This is a genomic window from Bacillus sp. RB3 (assembly GCF_030164735.1).
Lineage (GTDB): Bacteria > Bacillota > Bacilli > Bacillales > Bacillaceae_G > Bacillus_A > Bacillus_A cereus.
In genome coordinates this window covers 453,418-470,201 of record NZ_JASNGE010000001.1, presented here as the reverse complement: position 1 = coordinate 470,201, position 16,784 = coordinate 453,418, and the positions used below count along the sequence as shown (strand labels likewise).

Here is a 16,784-nt window from a genome sequence, read left to right as displayed (position 1 = left end):
TAAGGATATTAATACAGAAAACTTACGATTATATTTCCCTCAAGTTTTTTTATTGCTCATTTCGCTTCTCTTCATTCAGCCTTTTAATATCCGTAATTAACTGCACCATCTCTTCTTTCGCATCGGGATACGTCTCATTCCAATGCTTCACTAAAGCTGGCATCGTCTTCGCTATGTAAGAATAAAGTGCCCACTTCTGTACCTGTTCTTTTCTCTCTTCATTGCTCTCTCCAAGTAACAGTTCCGTGTATTTCTCTAACAACCCGTCAAATTGTTCGTTAAACTTTTCACTCATCTTATTTACCTCCTATATGAAAAAAGCAGCGAAAATCGCTGCTTTTCTTTATAATTTTGATCGAACAGAGTTTAATTTTTTCTCCATTGTGCTCACTTTATCACGACGATCATCAATACGAATTGTTGTTGCAACACGCTGTGCACCTTTCGTATATGGAACTTCATGCATTTGTTGAATTACTTCTAGAATGACAGGAAGATCTCCTTCAATAATTGTATTCATCGGTGTTAATTGATACTTCACGCGATCCGCATTTTTCTCTAGCACCTTTTGTACTTCTGCTACATATTCACTAACACTTGGATTACCTGTTCCTACTGGAATAATCGATACATCAACAATTGCCATAGTAGTCTTCCTCCTATAATCGTTTCTTATATATCCATTGTCTATTTTACCGAAATCCTCATCATTTTACTAATATGTTACTCTTCCACTTTAAACTGCTCGACTAATCTTTCTAAATCTCTCATATGTTCTGTCAAACTTTCCATCGTGTGAGCTACCTTTTCTAAATGATTCACCTGTGATTCCGTTGCAGCATGTACCTCTTCAGAAACAGCTGCACTTTCTTGACTCGTACCAGCAATTGTATGCATTACCGCTGTAATTTCCCCTTGCTCGTAACCTATGTTATGTACCTCTTCTACAATTTTTTCAACTGAAGTACTAATCGTATTTACGACTGACATAATTGTGCGGAACTCCATTTCCGCCTCTGTCGTCACTTTATTTTGCACATCTGCAATGTCTTTCAATTTACTTACAACTTCTACAACCCTTTTTACTTCTAATTGTACATCACCAATCATCGTTGTGATTTCTCCGGTTGCCTCTTTTGATTGTTCCGCTAATTTCCGAACCTCTTCAGCAACAACCGCAAATCCCTTACCTTGCTCACCTGCACGGGCAGCTTCAATCGATGCATTTAAAGCAAGTAAATTTGTTTGATCCGAAATGCCTTTTATAAGCTCAACAACATTTTGAATCGATCCAACTCTTTGTTCTAACTTATCCGATGCTTCTTCTGTATGAACAACAATCGAAGATGATTGTCCCCTCGTACGGATTAAATTCCTCATTGTATTTAATCCTTGCTTAGATGCCTCTTCCGCTTTGCCAGCCACTCCTTTTATTTCACCAACGGAGCTATTCATTTGTTCCACTGACTCCGCCATATTCTCGAGCTGAGCTGAAACTTCATCCACACCATTCGCAAGAGTAGAGGCTCCTCCACTCACATCATCCATTGCTCCTGAAACTTCTCTACTAGCCGCTACTGTTTCATTCGTTAAGTAATGTAAACTATTCGTTGATTGTTGCACCGTTGATACGCTGTTTTTAATTTTACTTACCATTTCATTCATTTGTTCAACCATATCATTAAAGTGCTTAGTCAACTCTCCAACTTCATCTTTACTTGTCACTTTCATTCGCAGCGTTAAATCGCCTTCTGCTACTTTTTGCACGTGATTCTTTAATAGTTGCAGTGGTCTTGCTAATCTTCTTGAGAACAAGTAGGAAGCTACGATTCCAACTAATAAACTAATACATGCCATTATAATAACTGTATTTCTCGTACTATTTAATAGCCCATCGATCGTTTCTTTCGGATAAAAGATTCCTATCGTCCATTTCATCGTATCAAATGATTGACTGTAAACAACTACATCTTCACCTTTTATTGTACTGACCGCATATTTTGTTACCTCTTTATTTAAGCTCTTTATAAGTGGCTCTTTAGAAACATCTTTTCCTATCTTTTCTGGATAAACAAGAGCCATATTTTTATCATTTATAATAAACATTTCTCCGTCATTATTGTATTGAATATTGTGAAGCAACTTCTGAATCGTCCCAAGCGATACATCCATCGCAACAACGCCTAATACAGATCCATCTTGAGCTGTAATTGCTTTAGAAACACCTACACTTAACTTTCCTGTTGCAATTTCATAAGAAGGTTGTCCCCAGTGAACCTTTTTTACATCAGCCTCTGAATCTTTATACCATGGTCTTGTCGTTGGATCGTATCCTTCTGGCACTTGCCCACCTTCAGCAAGATTGGCACTTAATGTTTTTTTATCTTTCGTACCAATATATAAATCTAAAATACCAGGATGATTCTTTTTATACTCTACAAACTCTTTCGTTAAAAACGCTTCCTCTTCTGGAGTAACCCCACCTTGAAGTATATTACGAATCATCTCACTGTTCGCGTAATACCCCATATCTTCATCCATTCTTTGAACAAATGTCGTAAGTTGCTCTGTTACAAGATCCATCGCATTTTGAGAATACTCGTCTAAGGAACGCACTTCCTTTTCTTTCTGTAATTGATACACAGCTGTACCCAATATTACGAACATCATAGAAATAAGAACTGAAAACACTACCGCAATTTTTAAACGTAAACTTCTTAACATCTTCCCCCCAGCATCCCCTTCGCATTAAATTAAAATCTTATTAATCATTATATTAAGTATAATAGATAAAATTAAAAAATTGAAATTAATTCTCACCTTAATACAATTAGAAAACGGACTACCACTTGTGCAAAAACAAATAGTTCATTATCCTTAAAATATAATCTCATTCGTTCGGAGGGAACTATGTTACAAAAATTCGGTTTCTCACAATATGAAAGCCAAGCTTATGAAGTTGTCGTATCAAGCAATGAACCATTAGATGCTACAACGATTGTGAAGCATTCAGGTGTTCCAAAAGCAAAAATATATGAAGTGCTAGCACGCCTAATCGATAAAGGAATGGTAATGGATTCTGTTTCAGAAAAGAAAAAACTGTATACAGCATTACCACTAAAGCTAGCAATTGAAAAATTAACGACAGAATTCCAATCAAATATTAAAGAACTGGAAACAAATATATCAAAAAAATCATTTACAGATGACCGTGTGTGGAGCTTAAAAATGCAATCTTCTATTCGAGTTCAAAGTAAGGAACTCATTGAAAGTGCAAAAGAATCAATCCGTATTTCAGCTTGGAATGATACTCTTTTAGAATATCTTCCTTTACTAGAACAAAAAGCAAAACAAGGTGTTCAAATTGAATCCCTTATTGTTGGAGAGGTAGAAACAGACTTAGAAAACATGCATTTTCTAATCCCAGCTGAAGAACCTAATGCATTAGAGCGCTACTTGCTACTCATCGTTGACGATCGTGAAATTTTATTTGCTGGCGTAGAACAAGAGTCATGGCAAGCAATGAAAACAATGTCACAACCATTTGTAAAGTTCTTTACAGAATTTTTCTATCATGACGTTGCACTTGCAAAGATTACCCAGAAACACCATGACCTCTTTATGGAAGATGAGGAAATTAAGAGTTTGTTAATGAAATTAAGATACTAATTAAATAATAAAAAGGAGTCTAGTTTTTCACTTAGACTCCTTTTCGTTTTGTTCCTTTATCTCAATCAACAGCTCAATGATTTTCTCATTTTGCTCCACTTGTTTCTCTGAATTTTGATAGATGAAACGAACCCATCTAAGTGCAAAAATAATAAGAAACAAAGGGAGCATTGAAATTAGAAGACCAATAATTGAAAAATTCGTATACATATCCATCACCTCGCTATATACAACGTTCTCCATACATCTACTAAAACCTGCAATTTTTCACAAAAAAAAGAACCTATCAAACGATAGATTCTTCTTTTGCAAACTGAGTAGAACGTCCTCTTGTAATCGAGAAAATCGCACAAAGCAGAGCTAATATAATAAAGCCACCGCCTACCCAAGCGTTATATATAACAGATGATTTTTCAATAACAACTCCGCCTACTGTTGAACCGAGCGCAATACCTAAGTGAAGGGCAGAGTTATTTAAACTTTGCTGAATACCAGCTGATTCTGGTGCAATTTCAATTAAATAGTTTTGTTGCGCTGGTGAAATCGCCCAGCTCAGCATACTCCAAAGTCCCATCATAATGATGAAGAGCGGGAATGAGAATGTCATTAATGGCAGTATGAAGATTGCACACGCAAATACGATAATGATGGAAATAATACTTTTCTTCGATCCCCATTTATCAGCAAGCCAGCCACCGAATCCGCCACCAATTACTGCTGCGATTCCGAAAATAAAGTAAAACACACTAATCCAGTTTGCTTCAACATGCATGACATCTTTTAAAAACGGTGTTAAATATGCATACAATGTTAAATGCCCTGTTAAAAACAAAAATGATGTTAACTGTGCACTTACAATTTTTTTATCTTTTAAAGTAGCAAGTTGTTCTTTTATTGATAATACCGATGTCGGTGGTACTTTCGTTAAGAATAATGAAATACAAGCAATTGCCATAACTGTTAATACCGAAATTAATACAAATGGTGCACGCCATCCGTATGCATTTCCGAGTACAAGACCAAGCGGTACTCCAAGTACAAGTGATCCACTAATTCCCATAAAAATGATTCCAATTGCACGCGCACGAAAATGCGGTTCTACTACACTAGAAGCAAGTGTTACCGATAGTGCAATAATTAATGAACCACTGGCCGCACAAATAACCCTTGAGAACATTAGCATTCCGTAATTCACACTAAATGCCGAAATAATATTTCCGATTAAGAAAATCGATAATGCTCCAACATACAATGTTTTTCTTTCAAACTTCCCTGTCAAAGCTAATAAAACTGGACCTGACAAAGCAAATACTACCGAAAATATTGTTATAAGCTGACCAGCTGCACTAATAGATACTCCTAAATCATTGGCAACTAAATCGAGCGTTCCTCCTATAATTAGCTCAACCGTTCCGACTACAAAAGCCGCGATAGCTAAAATATAAACACGAAAATTCAAGTCTTTCCCCACGCTTTCTGTTTTGGTTACTACCATCATAGTAACCAAAACAGAAAGTGGAAGCAAGTACAATTTTTTTACAGTAAAAAAGGTAGGCGTATAATACGCCTACCTTTTTATCATTTTGTTTCTTTCTTCTTATTCAAGTACCAATACACCGGCAGTCCCGTAAATACAATTCCAATCGATAAGAAACAACTTACTGGATCGTTAATAATCGCACTACCAATTACAAATAACGAACCTAAAATCGCTACGATTGGTACGATTGGGAATAACGGTACACTATATGCACGCTCTTTATTCTTATTACGTTTTCTTAAAATGAAGACACCAATAAACGTCATTACATAGAAAATATAAATAATGAATACGGAAATCTCAGATAGCTTATTCGGATCACTAATAATCATTAAAATAATTCCTAAAATGATTTCAACAGTAATCGCATTTGCTGGTGTTTTAAATCTCGGACTTTCCTTTGCAATAAACTTAGAAAATGGAAGTTGTCCACGCTCTGCCATAGACATTGGGATACGTGGAAACGTTAAAATCTTTCCATTTAAACAGCCGAAAATAGAAACGATAATACCAATACTAATAATTTTTCCGCCATATTCTCCAAGTAACATGCCTGCAGCTGTCGCTGTTGCATTTTCTCCAAGGTCTACAATTTTCGCTGCTGGTAATACATTTAATAATGCCAAGTTAATTAATACGTAAGCAGCCGTTACGATTAAAATCCCTACTGTCATTGCTTTCGGTAATAACTTTGTTGGATTCTTCATTTCTCCACCAATCGAAGCAAGTAAAATCCAGCCGTCATAAGCAAATAACGTTGCTAAAATTGCCATACCGATACTTTGATTTTCCGATATCGGCACAACTACGTTAAAAATATCGCTATTCCCTTTCCAGAAACCTAGCACAACAATTAACACAATCGGAATCATCTTCCCAATTGTCGTGATTGTTTGAACGATACCTCCGTATTTTGTTCCCATACTATTTACAACGCCAAGGAACACAACCGTTCCAATTGCGATTGGTAAATTCCACACTTTATCTAAATAGAAAAAATTAATCACTAAAGAACTAAAGTATAAACCTAATGTTCCGATAATAGCAGGTCCATAAACAATTGTTTGCATCCAACCTGATAAATATCCCCAAAAACTTCCGTAAATCTCCTCTAAATACGTATACAACCCACCATTTTTCGGGATTTGCGCTCCAATTTCAGCTACTGTTAAACCACTTGCTAGCGTCAACAGACCACCAATTACCCAAGCAAGAATGGCCATATTAGAACTCCCCGAGTAATCTAATACGCTCCCTGGTTTCATAAACACACCAGATCCAATAATCGTTCCTACTACGATAGAAAGTGCTACTGTTAAACCAATTTTGTTCTTCTCATCATGATGCATGCTGCGTATCCTCCTTCCAATCCTAGTGTGATGCAAAAATGAAATAAAAAAACACTCCTCCCTAAAAAAGGGACGAGTGTTGTATTCGTGGTTCCACCCTTGTTTCAATTCGTAAAGTAATACACTTCACCAATTTCTCAAGTCTAAATAACGGTTTTTGCCGGCAAGCAATTACTAGATGCTCGTTCACTGCTGCAGTTCAGAGGTGGTAATCTATTTTTCCGTATTAGGAAGCTCACAGCCAAAGGCTTCCCTCTCTGTAAATCGTAAAAAATTGATCGTGTCCTCATCATCACTTCTTGATGTCGAATTTTGTAGTTATTGTTCATTATATTGAATTGTTAGAAAAAATCAATATATTTTTTATATAACATAGGAAATATTTATCTTCTTATATTATAACAGAAGCTGTAATATTTCTCTAATTCCCTCGTATCTTTGGAGCAGTGTAGCTGTAAAAATTATATCAGCGATTTTTCAAATATATCGATTTACCAACAAAAAACGCCAACAATAAAAGGAGGTCTTTCAAAAGAAAGCCCCCTCACGCCTGTACCTTTCGGTTGCCCACACGAAAGATACGACTTCATTCAATTATTTCTCATCTTTTTTCATAAAAAACTTATGGTGCGGTAAATCAACATTCAATGCCTCTAATTGTTTCTTTTCATTGTCTAAAATCGCTTTTGCTTTTGTTTTTGTTGCTTCATCTAATCCTGCAAAGATGTCTTCATGCTTCTCTTTCTCTGGAAGTTTCACACCTAATTTTGTTAATTCTTCTTTTGCTTGCTCATGCGTTAATTTTCCAGATTTCTTTTGCTCTAAAATTGACTTTGCTTTTTCTTTTGCCTGTTCATCTAAGTTAGCAAACATGTCTCCATGTTTACCTTTCTCCGGCATTTTCACGCCTAGCTTTGTTAATTCCTCTTTTGCTTGCTCATGCGTTAATTTTCCAGATTTCTTTTGCTCTAAAATCGACTTCGCTTTCTCTTTCGCCTGCTCATCTAAGTTAGCAAACATGTCTCCACGCTTACCTTTCTCCGGCATTTTTACGCCTAGCTTTGTCAATTCCTCTTTTGCTTGTTCACGTGTTAATTTTCCAGATTTCTCTTGCTCTAAAATGGATTTCGCTTTTTCTTTTGTTTGTTCATCTAATCCCGCAAACATTTCTTTACGTTTTTCTTTTTCTGGAAGCTTTACACCTAGTTCCTGTAACTGTTTCTTTGTATCGTCCATAATCGTTTTTACTTTTTGTTTTGTAGCGTCATCTAAATCTTTTTTCGCTGTTTTTGTCGCTTGCTCAGCTGTTGGAGTATTTGTTGCCGCGAATGCCGGAACACCGACTCCTCCAATGATTCCGAATGATAAAGCACCTGCAATCGCTAAATAACCAACTGTTTTCTTCTTCATAGGAAATTTCCTCCTTCATATTTCTAAAGCATGTACACTTTCGTATACAACGCCAATAGTAATATTGGTTTCTTAAAATTTCCTTAACGATTCAAATAAAAAACACCGCTCGTAATGAGCGGTGTTTCTCTATGCTTTTTGTAATTGTAACTCTTCACGTTCCATTATTTTTCTTAATACAATTGTTTGTGTCATTGTAAATAAGTTACCTGTTATCCAGTACAACACAAGTCCTGATGGCGCCGCAAACCCCATAAATAGAATCATTGCTGGCATCATAATTTGCTGCATCTTTAGCATCTGTACTTGTTCTCCAGGTGTAATATTCGATTGGAAAACTTTCATCTGAATAAATGTCGTTAACGCTGCAATAATCGGTAATATATGATATGGATCTGCATGTCCTAGGTTCACCCATAAAAACGAAGATGTGCGAATCTCTTCCGTTCTGCTAATCGCATAATACAAAGCAGAGAAAATCGGCATTTGTATAAAAATTGGCCAGCAACCAGCAAGTGGATTCCAACCGCCTGATTTCATTAGTTCTGACATTTCTTTTTGATACTGCTTTTGTTTTTCAAGGTCTTTGCTTACATCACCGTATTTTTTCTTTAGCTTCTGCAATTCAGGTTGCATTTTCTTCATTTTCGCTTGGCTGCGATATTGCGAAACAGCTAATGGAATCATGGCTGAACGAATAACGAGCGTCATAATAATGATAGCAACCCCGAAGCTAGCTCCCGGTATATGATGAGCAACAAATTGAATCATATACGAGATTGGATATACGAAATAATGGTTCCATATTCCCGTACTATGTGAATCAATTGTGCCTGCATTACTGCAGCCAGATAAAACAAAAACAAGTACTACTGATAAACTAATGAGCGCAGCTCGGTATGATTTTAACATGTTCATTCCTCCAATGTTTCGTAATTATTTAGCGAAACATTGGTGTATACGGACCAACCTCATCATTCTCTTCACTTGATTCTTGTCTGCGTACAGAACGAATCATTCCATATTTATAAAAAATTGAAAATAGCGGTACATTTCCCGCACTATCTTCACATGTATCAACTAACGCAAAAGCTCTTTGTCTACCGCTTGATGCTTGTTGACGCACAAAGCGAGAAACATTAGCAAGGAAGAAAACTTCTAATAAGCAAAGTGCTGTCGTTACAAACGATATATATAGAATTGCATCCTGCAATAAAAATTCCATCGCTTCACATCCTTAATAAGGTCATTTTAGCACATCGGGCAAATATTCTCTATTTCCTTTTATTTTCAAAAAAAGTATTTTGCATATTTTCTCAAGAAAACAATAATTAAGAAACGTTGTATTCGCTTTCTTTAGCATATTCACACACATCAATGAATAGGCTTGATTTATTAGAAATTTATAAAATTTTTGCATTATAATAAAACTATTGCCAGTTTTTGAAAAAACCTTTATTCTCTTCTTGTAATCAAAAATGAATATGGAGATGAAACATACTATGGGTCAACTAGGAGACGCCGATTACGTTCCCGACACCGCCTTTTTATCCTTCCCAGCAGCTAAAACATTTCACTTAGAATTTATGATACAGTTGGTTGTTATTTTTGTAGCTTCTATTTTGTATGCAATTTCTATGAATATGTTTTTTATCCCGCATAATATGATTAGCGGTGGATTCGCTGGTGTAGGGATGATTATCGGTTATTTAATGCACTACAATATCGGTGCACTTATCTTTTTACTAAACATTCCTCTTCTTATTTTAAGTCACTTTTACTTAGGAAAGAAGACAACCTTTTTAACAGCGTACTTTGTAGCTGTATCATCGTTAGCGATGAACATTATCCCGGTACACCAAGTTTCAGACGATATTTTACTTTCTTCTGTATTCGGTGGTGTTATCTGCGGAGCAGCTTCAGGAATTATATTCCGATTTGCTTCTTCAACAGGTGGTTTTGATGTTGTCGGATTGATTGTAGCGAAATATCGAGATGTTTCAATTGGAGCAATCATATTTGTATTCAACTTAATCTTACTTGTAGCAGCAGGTTTTATTTTCGGATGGGATATTACACTTTATACGTTAATTAGTCGATTTGTAGTCAGCAAAGTTATCGACGCTGTGCATACGAAACATATTAAATTAACGATAATGACTATTACAGAAAAAGGCGAGGAAATAAAAAGCGCACTACTACATCACGGCATACGCGGGGTGACAATGGTAGACGCTGTCGGCGGCTATACAAACCATAAGAAAAAAATGATTTACACTGTCGTGACTCGCTATGAGTTAGGCGAAATGAAACGTATTATCCGTCAAGTGGATAACAAAGCATTTATGAACATTACTGAAACAGTTGAAATTGTCGGCCGTTTCAAACGCATATAAAACAGGTTAATAAATTAAAGGGCATAACATATTAGTCATATATAATATGTTATGCCCTTTGTTATTCAACTAACGTACCTTTTAGCATAATAAAATCACTAAGTTTATTACTACAAATCGGAGGATAGCATTCCATATACAATACTATCTGTCCATTCCTCTTTATTCCAAAAATCTTGTATGAAATGGGCTTCCTTTCTCATGCCTATTCGTTCACACAATTTTTGTGAAGCTGTATTACGTGCATCAAGATTAGCCTGTATACGATGTACATTACATTCATTAAATAATTTCAATACCAAACTACTTACTGCTTCTGTTGCCAAACCTCTCCCAGCTACTTCATTTGAAAAACTATAACCAATCTCAACAGTGTCTTTCATATTTGTGTACCATATTGATAAATCACCAACTACTTTAGTTTTGTATATAACTGCCAAACTTAATATTCTTTCTTTAGTAAGTACATTATTTGCTAGCTTCTTATTAAATCTTTCCTGCATATCTTCATGAGTCCACTTATTATGTAATAGGAACTTACATGTATCATCACTATTATAAATAGCAAATACATCCTGTAAATCAGTACTCTTAAAAGGTCTAATTATTAATCTTTCTGTTGTGAACTCCAAGTTAGCTCTCCTCCCTTACATTCATGCTATAAAACATTTTTTATAGTATTTAAGCCTCATTCTTAGATCTCACCTTGATTACATATTTCATCATAATAAATTAAAATCCTTCTTCCACTAAACTGCACCGTTAATGGTATTTCCTTACGCTTTTTATTTTTTACACTTATTACAAAATCAGATAATTCTATTATTATGTCCCTAAATGTGTTATAATGAAAGCAGACTCACAAAAAAAGAGTATATAGACTTGGAAGTTTCTCTTATTTTACAAGCAAAAAGAAACGAGCAGTCGGGTATATTTCAGACACCATACACGTAACGGTTTAAACAACCGATCATCTTAGTTACTCTTCAATGATCTTTTTATAAAAAGATACGTACAATTAAAACTCACTTCAATATACTATACCTACCTTTTTGACTTCCAAATCATCTTATTACATAGGGAGATGAACATATGAATCAATATATACGATATACAATAGCTGTCCTGTTTGCTATTATCGGCGGAACAATCTGCTTCTGGACAAACACTCAGCTTGGAGAGAATATCATCTTTAATGGAATCGAAACGCTTGTAAGCGCTTCAATTTTAGGCGGATACATTTACTTCCTCTTCAATCCAGAAGAAAATGCTCAAAAAACAATGTTATTAACAATGATCGGAATCGTTGGTGGATGTATTTCCTACTCAATGACAAACTATACATTACCACTTCAATTAAGCTCAGCTTTCTTCCACGGTCTATGGACTTGGTTCATTGCATTCTGCCTAGCAGACGTATTCAACCTATTACAAGACACTGAAGAAGATAGCGGTCGTCAAATTGAAAGTAACTCTTAAGCTGGAAGATACTCTTCCGGCTTTTTATATTGTTTTGCATATCCCCGCATCACGATAAAAAGAAGTTACCCTCACGGCAACTTCTTTCTCACATACCCCATCCAGTACCAACCGGATTATATCAGCGATTCTCCATATATATCGGCGATTTCTCCACTTATATCAGCGATTTTTTCATTATATCGACCATTCGACACAGGATATCGACTTACCGGCAATTTTCGGCAACCTATTTATGCTCTATACCCTGCCACTACAATAAAAAGAAGCTACCCAACGGCAACTTCTTTTCCACATACCCCACTTCGTATTCACTAAAATATATCAACGTTTTTTAAAATATATCGATCATTTCTCCACTTATATCAACGATTTTTTCATTATATCAACGGTTCAACACAAGATATCGATTTAACGACAACCTTCGACACTCGAAACGCACAATATACCCTATCCCCCAAGCAACTTACTGCCGAACTCTACGATTAAAAAGATAATTAATAGGATCGCGAGTATCTTTAATGCTACATATGCCACTTTAAAAACAACATAAATGAGCAAGACTATCAAAATAATTGATAAAATTTCCATATTTACTTCCTCCAAGCTTTGCTCTTCTTATCTCATTTTACTCGCCCCAGGCTATTTATGGAACGGCATAAGATGACATATAAAAAAGAGGATACCTCATCCATCGTAAGATACCCTCACCTTCAACTGCTCAAACCATTCTCTTTCTAATTGTAAATATCCAATCTCACTCTTCTCGGCGCTCTTTAATTCTTTATCAGCTTTCTTCATATAAGTATGGGAAGCTTCTAGATCATTCTCTAAATATTTGATAATTCCTTGTGTACGATAATATCCGTTTAAGTCCATTTTTGTAATAGCCTTTGCATGTTCCTTTGCTTCTTGCAAAGAAAGACTATCCATCTCATAAAGGGCTTTATATAAAAGATACCAACTATGAAAACTACTAACGAAAAACTTATTTTCTTTCGTTACAGGTAGTTGAACAATTCTTTCTATATACGGTATCGCTCTTTCCATTCCCTCTTGATCTGCACGAGCAAAAAAGACAAGCATAAGTCTACTCATTATCTCTCTTATCCCTTTATTCTCTTTTATTTTCTCCTCACTCAATTCTACTAATCTTTCATCCCAATCTTTCGGTCTTTTATAACTAAATAACTCACTCGATATTTGAATCTCATATAAATGATTTCTAGCTCTTTCATCATCTTTAATTAAAATAAGAAATTGCATCCCATCACTCATAAGCGTTCCTTTTATCGGCACAATTGTAACCGCAAAGATTGCAAAATGGAAAAAGGAAAAATATAAAAGATATTGATAATAACTCACCATGTATATGTAACCGGAAGTAATACCAAACAGTAAACTCGTAATTGGTCCACCTAAAGTGAGCCACGCCCATTTTTTCGAAAGATTCGGTGTCTCTATAGAAGGTGGTACTAGTGTTGCAACGCCTCCAAAGTAAGCCCATAATTTATTTGCTCGAATGCGTAATTTTCCCTTTTCTTTTTGAATAGTAATGGGTCCTACTGTCATAAATTTAAATGTTAAACCACCTATTACACCAAATACTACATGTCCTAGCTCATGAATGGCTAACACTAATAATGAAATTCCAACTATTGCCCATAGGTTCAAAATTACTTCTAATTTCCCAGTTCGGATTACTCCGTATAAAATGGACAGAATTAACGCCACTGTCATTGAGCCAGCTGGCCTTCTTAAAATATCCATCTTTTTCTCCCCTTAATAAATCATTTTCCTTTGCATTTCGTACATGAACTTCCCAAGATGCAATATCCAAATAAATGAGATTAAGCCAATTAATACAAAATCGATATTACTAGCAGCTGTATATATAACGGCAGCCCACCATACATATGCCAATATTGTATTCGTAAATTCATATGCTTTATATCCAGCCTCATGCACAATGTGCTTTAATCCTTCATCTGCGTTTTTCGTCCACATTTTCATAGATTCCATATACGTTACACCTTGTTCAGGATATAGCTTATTATAACGATTTTTTGTTATGAGTCCGATAATTACTACAGTAGTTAAACAAACAATAGAAGCTACTAAATTCCACACCGCAAATGAAACATTTGTATCCTGCAACAGTGCACGTCTACATGTAATAACTGCATATACAAACCATGCCTGCGTCACTATATCACCTACACGTAAATATATACTTATAATGCCTAATTTTCTGCCTTGTACGCTCTCTTCTTCATCGCGTGCCTCTGCTAACATACGTGTATTCTTCCAAGTATAGTACATCATTAAAATTCCAAAAATAGTACATATACCTATAAATGTATTGGATGATAATTTTCTCGGTTCATCCGAGAGTAAATTTAAAGCTATATAAGACGTTAAAAATCCTCCTATCATACTTAATGCTATTTTCCCCACAGAATCAAATTGTTTTTTTCGCTTACTCTTCATCGTCCTCTTCCCCCTCTACTAACGTAAATATTTCCTCCACCGGTACATTGAAAATTTGTGCGATTTTTAACGACAATACGATAGATGGTGCATAATCCCCACGCTCAATTAAACTAATCGTTTGCCGTGATGATCCAATCGCTTTCCCTAAATCCCCTTGTGATAAACGATGCTTTGCTCGCAATTCCCTCACTCGATTTTGAAGCTTCATGTCTTCCCTCTTTTTCATTTATTTAATTAAAATTGTAAATAATATCCTTATATTTGTCAATTATAATTGTCATTACGACTATAATAATTGACAAAATACTTATTTCTTATCCTGTATCAAATTCCTATAAAGAATGTAAAATGTGCATTAAACATAGTCTTAAAAATAAAATAAAAAAGGCAGTGCTTTTGCACTGCCTTCCTAAATTCTGACATAGAATGGATTTCATATTAACTTGCGTTTTGTAGTAATACTCGTTTTAACTGCTTACGGAAACGAATACCCAACGTAACCGCTACAATCACAATAACTCCAAAAATGATTTTACCGATATGACCTTCTAGCACTCCAAAGATATCATGTAAGTTTCCACCTAACCAGTAACCACCGATTAAGAAGAATGATACCCAAAATAGAGCGCCTGAATAAATTGTAATGGCAAAACGACGGAATGGTAAATTAATAATTCCTGCAAAGTATCCTGTGAAATGACGTACACCAGGAATAAAGAAACCAATAAAAATTAGGAAGTACCCATACTTATCAAACCACATTCTCGTTAAGTCAATTTTTCTTTGTGTTAAAAATACGTATTTCCCATACTTTTGAATGAAAGGCATACCTAATTTATTTCCTAAAAAGTATTGAATCGTCATCCCTACACTTGTCCCAATAAAGGATAGAATGATTAAAATCGGTAAACTTAAATCACCCTTATGTGCTAAAAATCCCGCATATGCTAATGTTGGCTCTCCCGGAAACGGAAGTGCAATATATTCTAACAGCAAGCCGACAAGTACAACATAATACCCGTATTGCTGAAATAATTCATGAATCCATTCCATGTCATCTCTCCTTTCAATCACGTACAACTTCTTACTATTATTGTATAAAAAAATTGTCGAAATAACTATCACAATAGCTTACATTTTTATTACATTTTTGTAAGGGTCACACTAATGATTTTCGTTCTTTATTAAATAGTAAAAATTATTTTCCAAGTCGCAATAGCGAAAAGACGCATTAATAACATGCAGATTTTATCCATTTTTTAGCACTAAAAAAGCTCTCTTATTTTGTTCTCAATAAAAAACCATCACAAACTCATGCTAACTTCATATTAGCTTCATATACGTATTGTAAGATTATATCGGAATTTGTTGAAAAATTTAACCAATATATGACTAAGCATTAATTTGAATAAATATAAGTCGTTTTTCGAAATTGAAAAAAGGGTGAATACGAAATGGAAGCATATAAAATGCACGATTTTATTAATACAAATGTTGAATCTCATCAAAATGAAACCGTTTTTAATTTACAAATATGTGAAACAAGTGAATTTGACGTAAGTTTAACAAAATCTACAACACTATCTTTTATCGTTTCAAAAAAGAATATTAAAATTGTCACGAAAAAATGGATTAATTCAAATCAAGAAAGCATGATTGGCAAAAGCTACATCATTCCAACAAAAGCTTTTCACTATTTCTTACCAATCATTTCTGAAAATGAAGATGAGCTAAATATTCAAGTTCAAAGTTTTGGACTACGTGGTGAGCTTTTATTAAATGAAAGATTACTTATTGATAACAACAAACACAACAGCAAAATCACTACATTCTTTGAAACATTAGATGAAAATGTAAATAAAGCATTACGAGGATTACAACTTCATTGTATGTAAGACTATTACGATAGTAAAAGGAGAATAACAATGAAAAAATTATTATTAAGCGCACTATTATCATTAGGATTTTTAACTCTTCCATTCGCTAGTGCAGAGGCAGCTACAACGAAAGATCAATTAATCGTAGACACTCAGTTAAATAAAATGGATTATTATCAGGATGGAAAATTTATAAAAAGTTTTACTGTCGCTACTGGAAAAGCTGCAACACCTACACCTAAAGGCACTTTTCAAATCGTAAATAAAATTAAAAACCGCCCTTATTATACAGGAAAAATTAAAGGCGGCGATCCACGTAATCCACTTGGTGACCGTTGGCTCGGATTAAATATGGCAGGAACTTACGGAACAACTTATGCGATTCACGGAACTAACAATAATCAAGCAATCGGCAAATGGACAACACTTGGTTGTATTCGTATGTATAACAATGATATACACTGGTTATTTGAGCGCGTTCAGCAGCAAGCTACTGTCACTGTAAAATAGCCTAAAAACAAGATTTATGTGTAGCCAAGAATTTTATGTCTTGGCTTATTTTATTTATTCA

The 16,784-nt window shown here is 34.9% G+C and carries 20 protein-coding genes and 1 other annotated feature; of the genes, 5 read left to right on the top strand and 15 right to left on the bottom strand.

The window, feature by feature from the left end; genetic code table 11:
• Nucleotides 1–49: 49 nt before the first annotated feature.
• From QO049_RS02255 to QO049_RS02245, 3 genes are all read right to left on the bottom strand, one after another.
• Nucleotides 50–295, bottom strand: coding sequence for a YusU family protein (locus QO049_RS02255; protein WP_001290594.1), 246 nt, complete (start codon nt 293–295; stop codon nt 50–52).
• A gap of 48 nt (nt 296–343) precedes the next feature.
• Complete coding sequence (locus QO049_RS02250) at nt 344–646, bottom strand: MTH1187 family thiamine-binding protein (RefSeq protein WP_001018860.1); 303 nt, start codon at nt 644–646, stop codon at nt 344–346.
• Nucleotides 647–723: 77 nt separating this feature from the next.
• On the bottom strand, nt 724–2,724 hold the full coding sequence (locus QO049_RS02245) for a methyl-accepting chemotaxis protein (RefSeq protein WP_284489108.1): 2,001 nt from the start codon (nt 2,722–2,724) through the stop codon (nt 724–726).
• 186 nt (nt 2,725–2,910) lie between these two features.
• On the opposite strand from QO049_RS02245, the gene QO049_RS02240 reads away from it, so the two are divergent.
• Nucleotides 2,911–3,669 (top strand): TrmB family transcriptional regulator, encoded by a 759-nt coding sequence (locus QO049_RS02240; RefSeq protein WP_000939479.1) that lies wholly within the window; start codon nt 2,911–2,913, stop codon nt 3,667–3,669.
• A gap of 27 nt (nt 3,670–3,696) precedes the next feature.
• Here the strand turns inward: QO049_RS02240 and QO049_RS02235 are convergent, their stop codons facing one another.
• From QO049_RS02235 to QO049_RS02210, 6 genes are all read right to left on the bottom strand, one after another.
• Nucleotides 3,697–3,879: a hypothetical protein gene (locus QO049_RS02235; protein WP_000288470.1), complete on the bottom strand. Its 183-nt coding sequence runs from the start codon at nt 3,877–3,879 to the stop codon at nt 3,697–3,699.
• 76 nt (nt 3,880–3,955) lie between these two features.
• Entirely contained in the window at nt 3,956–5,140 is a 1,185-nt protein-coding gene (locus QO049_RS02230) for an MFS transporter (RefSeq protein ID WP_033697573.1), read from the bottom strand.
• Between the two features lie 107 nt (nt 5,141–5,247).
• On the bottom strand, nt 5,248–6,558 hold the full coding sequence (locus tag QO049_RS02225; protein WP_284489107.1) for an APC family permease: 1,311 nt from the start codon (nt 6,556–6,558) through the stop codon (nt 5,248–5,250).
• A 65-nt stretch (nt 6,559–6,623) separates the two neighbouring features.
• Nucleotides 6,624–6,860 (bottom strand) — a binding site (T-box leader).
• A gap of 292 nt (nt 6,861–7,152) precedes the next feature.
• Complete coding sequence (locus tag QO049_RS02220; protein ID WP_098299430.1) at nt 7,153–7,968, bottom strand: hypothetical protein; 816 nt, start codon at nt 7,966–7,968, stop codon at nt 7,153–7,155.
• Between the two features lie 129 nt (nt 7,969–8,097).
• Complete coding sequence (locus QO049_RS02215) at nt 8,098–8,880, bottom strand: membrane protein insertase YidC (protein WP_000920519.1); 783 nt, start codon at nt 8,878–8,880, stop codon at nt 8,098–8,100.
• A gap of 28 nt (nt 8,881–8,908) precedes the next feature.
• A complete protein-coding gene (locus tag QO049_RS02210) occupies nt 8,909–9,193 on the bottom strand; it encodes a hypothetical protein (RefSeq protein ID WP_000394930.1) in 285 nt (94 codons plus the stop codon).
• Between the two features lie 277 nt (nt 9,194–9,470).
• On the opposite strand from QO049_RS02210, the gene QO049_RS02205 reads away from it, so the two are divergent.
• A complete protein-coding gene (locus QO049_RS02205; protein WP_284489106.1) occupies nt 9,471–10,364 on the top strand; it encodes a YitT family protein in 894 nt (297 codons plus the stop codon).
• 110 nt (nt 10,365–10,474) lie between these two features.
• On the opposite strand, the gene QO049_RS02200 is transcribed toward QO049_RS02205, so the two are convergent.
• Complete coding sequence (locus QO049_RS02200; RefSeq protein ID WP_000397297.1) at nt 10,475–10,996, bottom strand: GNAT family N-acetyltransferase; 522 nt, start codon at nt 10,994–10,996, stop codon at nt 10,475–10,477.
• A gap of 460 nt (nt 10,997–11,456) precedes the next feature.
• On the opposite strand from QO049_RS02200, the gene QO049_RS02195 reads away from it, so the two are divergent.
• Nucleotides 11,457–11,843 (top strand): DUF3938 domain-containing protein, encoded by a 387-nt coding sequence (locus QO049_RS02195; protein ID WP_001077776.1) that lies wholly within the window; start codon nt 11,457–11,459, stop codon nt 11,841–11,843.
• Between the two features lie 450 nt (nt 11,844–12,293).
• On the opposite strand, the gene QO049_RS02190 is transcribed toward QO049_RS02195, so the two are convergent.
• From QO049_RS02190 to QO049_RS02170, 5 genes are all read right to left on the bottom strand, one after another.
• Nucleotides 12,294–12,434, bottom strand: a complete 141-nt coding sequence (locus QO049_RS02190; protein WP_000404758.1) for a DUF3985 family protein — start codon at nt 12,432–12,434, stop codon at nt 12,294–12,296.
• A gap of 96 nt (nt 12,435–12,530) precedes the next feature.
• Nucleotides 12,531–13,613 (bottom strand): site-2 protease family protein, encoded by a 1,083-nt coding sequence (locus tag QO049_RS02185; RefSeq protein ID WP_000353778.1) that lies wholly within the window; start codon nt 13,611–13,613, stop codon nt 12,531–12,533.
• Nucleotides 13,614–13,625: 12 nt separating this feature from the next.
• Complete coding sequence (locus tag QO049_RS02180) at nt 13,626–14,333, bottom strand: DUF3169 family protein (RefSeq protein ID WP_016110907.1); 708 nt, start codon at nt 14,331–14,333, stop codon at nt 13,626–13,628.
• The gene (locus QO049_RS02175) at nt 14,323–14,544 is read right to left on the bottom strand and encodes a helix-turn-helix transcriptional regulator (RefSeq protein WP_000776168.1); all 222 of its coding nucleotides are present in this window, start codon (nt 14,542–14,544) and stop codon (nt 14,323–14,325) included. The genes QO049_RS02180 and QO049_RS02175 overlap by 11 nt, the downstream gene beginning before the upstream one ends.
• Nucleotides 14,545–14,774: 230 nt before the next feature.
• A complete protein-coding gene (locus tag QO049_RS02170) occupies nt 14,775–15,389 on the bottom strand; it encodes a DedA family protein (protein ID WP_000454754.1) in 615 nt (204 codons plus the stop codon).
• Between the two features lie 401 nt (nt 15,390–15,790).
• On the opposite strand from QO049_RS02170, the gene QO049_RS02165 reads away from it, so the two are divergent.
• Both QO049_RS02165 and QO049_RS02160 read left to right on the top strand, forming a co-directional pair.
• Nucleotides 15,791–16,231 carry a DUF3978 family protein gene (locus QO049_RS02165; RefSeq protein WP_000388768.1) on the top strand — a complete coding sequence of 147 codons (441 nt, stop codon included), beginning with the start codon at nt 15,791–15,793 and terminating at the stop codon, nt 16,229–16,231.
• Nucleotides 16,232–16,261: 30 nt separating this feature from the next.
• On the top strand, nt 16,262–16,723 hold the full coding sequence (locus QO049_RS02160) for a L,D-transpeptidase (protein ID WP_000735058.1): 462 nt from the start codon (nt 16,262–16,264) through the stop codon (nt 16,721–16,723).
• Nucleotides 16,724–16,784 lie beyond the last annotated feature (61 nt).

What these genes read in the sequence shown, in the direction of transcription:
- QO049_RS02240 (WP_000939479.1), top strand. Translation starts at nt 2,911, where the DNA reads ATGTTACAAAAATTCGGTTTCTCACAATATGAAAGCCAAGCTTATGAA.
- QO049_RS02210 (WP_000394930.1), bottom strand. Translation starts at nt 9,193, where the DNA reads ATGGAATTTTTATTGCAGGATGCAATTCTATATATATCGTTTGTAACG.
- QO049_RS02170 (WP_000454754.1), bottom strand. Translation starts at nt 15,389, where the DNA reads ATGGAATGGATTCATGAATTATTTCAGCAATACGGGTATTATGTTGTA.
- QO049_RS02245 (WP_284489108.1), bottom strand. Translation starts at nt 2,724, where the DNA reads ATGTTAAGAAGTTTACGTTTAAAAATTGCGGTAGTGTTTTCAGTTCTT.
- QO049_RS02225 (WP_284489107.1), bottom strand. Translation starts at nt 6,558, where the DNA reads ATGCATCATGATGAGAAGAACAAAATTGGTTTAACAGTAGCACTTTCT.
- QO049_RS02235 (WP_000288470.1), bottom strand. Translation starts at nt 3,879, where the DNA reads ATGTATACGAATTTTTCAATTATTGGTCTTCTAATTTCAATGCTCCCT.
- QO049_RS02175 (WP_000776168.1), bottom strand. Translation starts at nt 14,544, where the DNA reads ATGAAGCTTCAAAATCGAGTGAGGGAATTGCGAGCAAAGCATCGTTTA.
- QO049_RS02205 (WP_284489106.1), top strand. Translation starts at nt 9,471, where the DNA reads ATGGGTCAACTAGGAGACGCCGATTACGTTCCCGACACCGCCTTTTTA.
- QO049_RS02255 (WP_001290594.1), bottom strand. Translation starts at nt 295, where the DNA reads ATGAGTGAAAAGTTTAACGAACAATTTGACGGGTTGTTAGAGAAATAC.
- QO049_RS02215 (WP_000920519.1), bottom strand. Translation starts at nt 8,880, where the DNA reads ATGTTAAAATCATACCGAGCTGCGCTCATTAGTTTATCAGTAGTACTT.
- QO049_RS02185 (WP_000353778.1), bottom strand. Translation starts at nt 13,613, where the DNA reads ATGGATATTTTAAGAAGGCCAGCTGGCTCAATGACAGTGGCGTTAATT.
- QO049_RS02160 (WP_000735058.1), top strand. Translation starts at nt 16,262, where the DNA reads ATGAAAAAATTATTATTAAGCGCACTATTATCATTAGGATTTTTAACT.
- QO049_RS02195 (WP_001077776.1), top strand. Translation starts at nt 11,457, where the DNA reads ATGAATCAATATATACGATATACAATAGCTGTCCTGTTTGCTATTATC.
- QO049_RS02190 (WP_000404758.1), bottom strand. Translation starts at nt 12,434, where the DNA reads ATGGAAATTTTATCAATTATTTTGATAGTCTTGCTCATTTATGTTGTT.
- QO049_RS02220 (WP_098299430.1), bottom strand. Translation starts at nt 7,968, where the DNA reads ATGAAGAAGAAAACAGTTGGTTATTTAGCGATTGCAGGTGCTTTATCA.
- QO049_RS02250 (WP_001018860.1), bottom strand. Translation starts at nt 646, where the DNA reads ATGGCAATTGTTGATGTATCGATTATTCCAGTAGGAACAGGTAATCCA.
- QO049_RS02165 (WP_000388768.1), top strand. Translation starts at nt 15,791, where the DNA reads ATGGAAGCATATAAAATGCACGATTTTATTAATACAAATGTTGAATCT.
- QO049_RS02180 (WP_016110907.1), bottom strand. Translation starts at nt 14,333, where the DNA reads ATGAAGAGTAAGCGAAAAAAACAATTTGATTCTGTGGGGAAAATAGCA.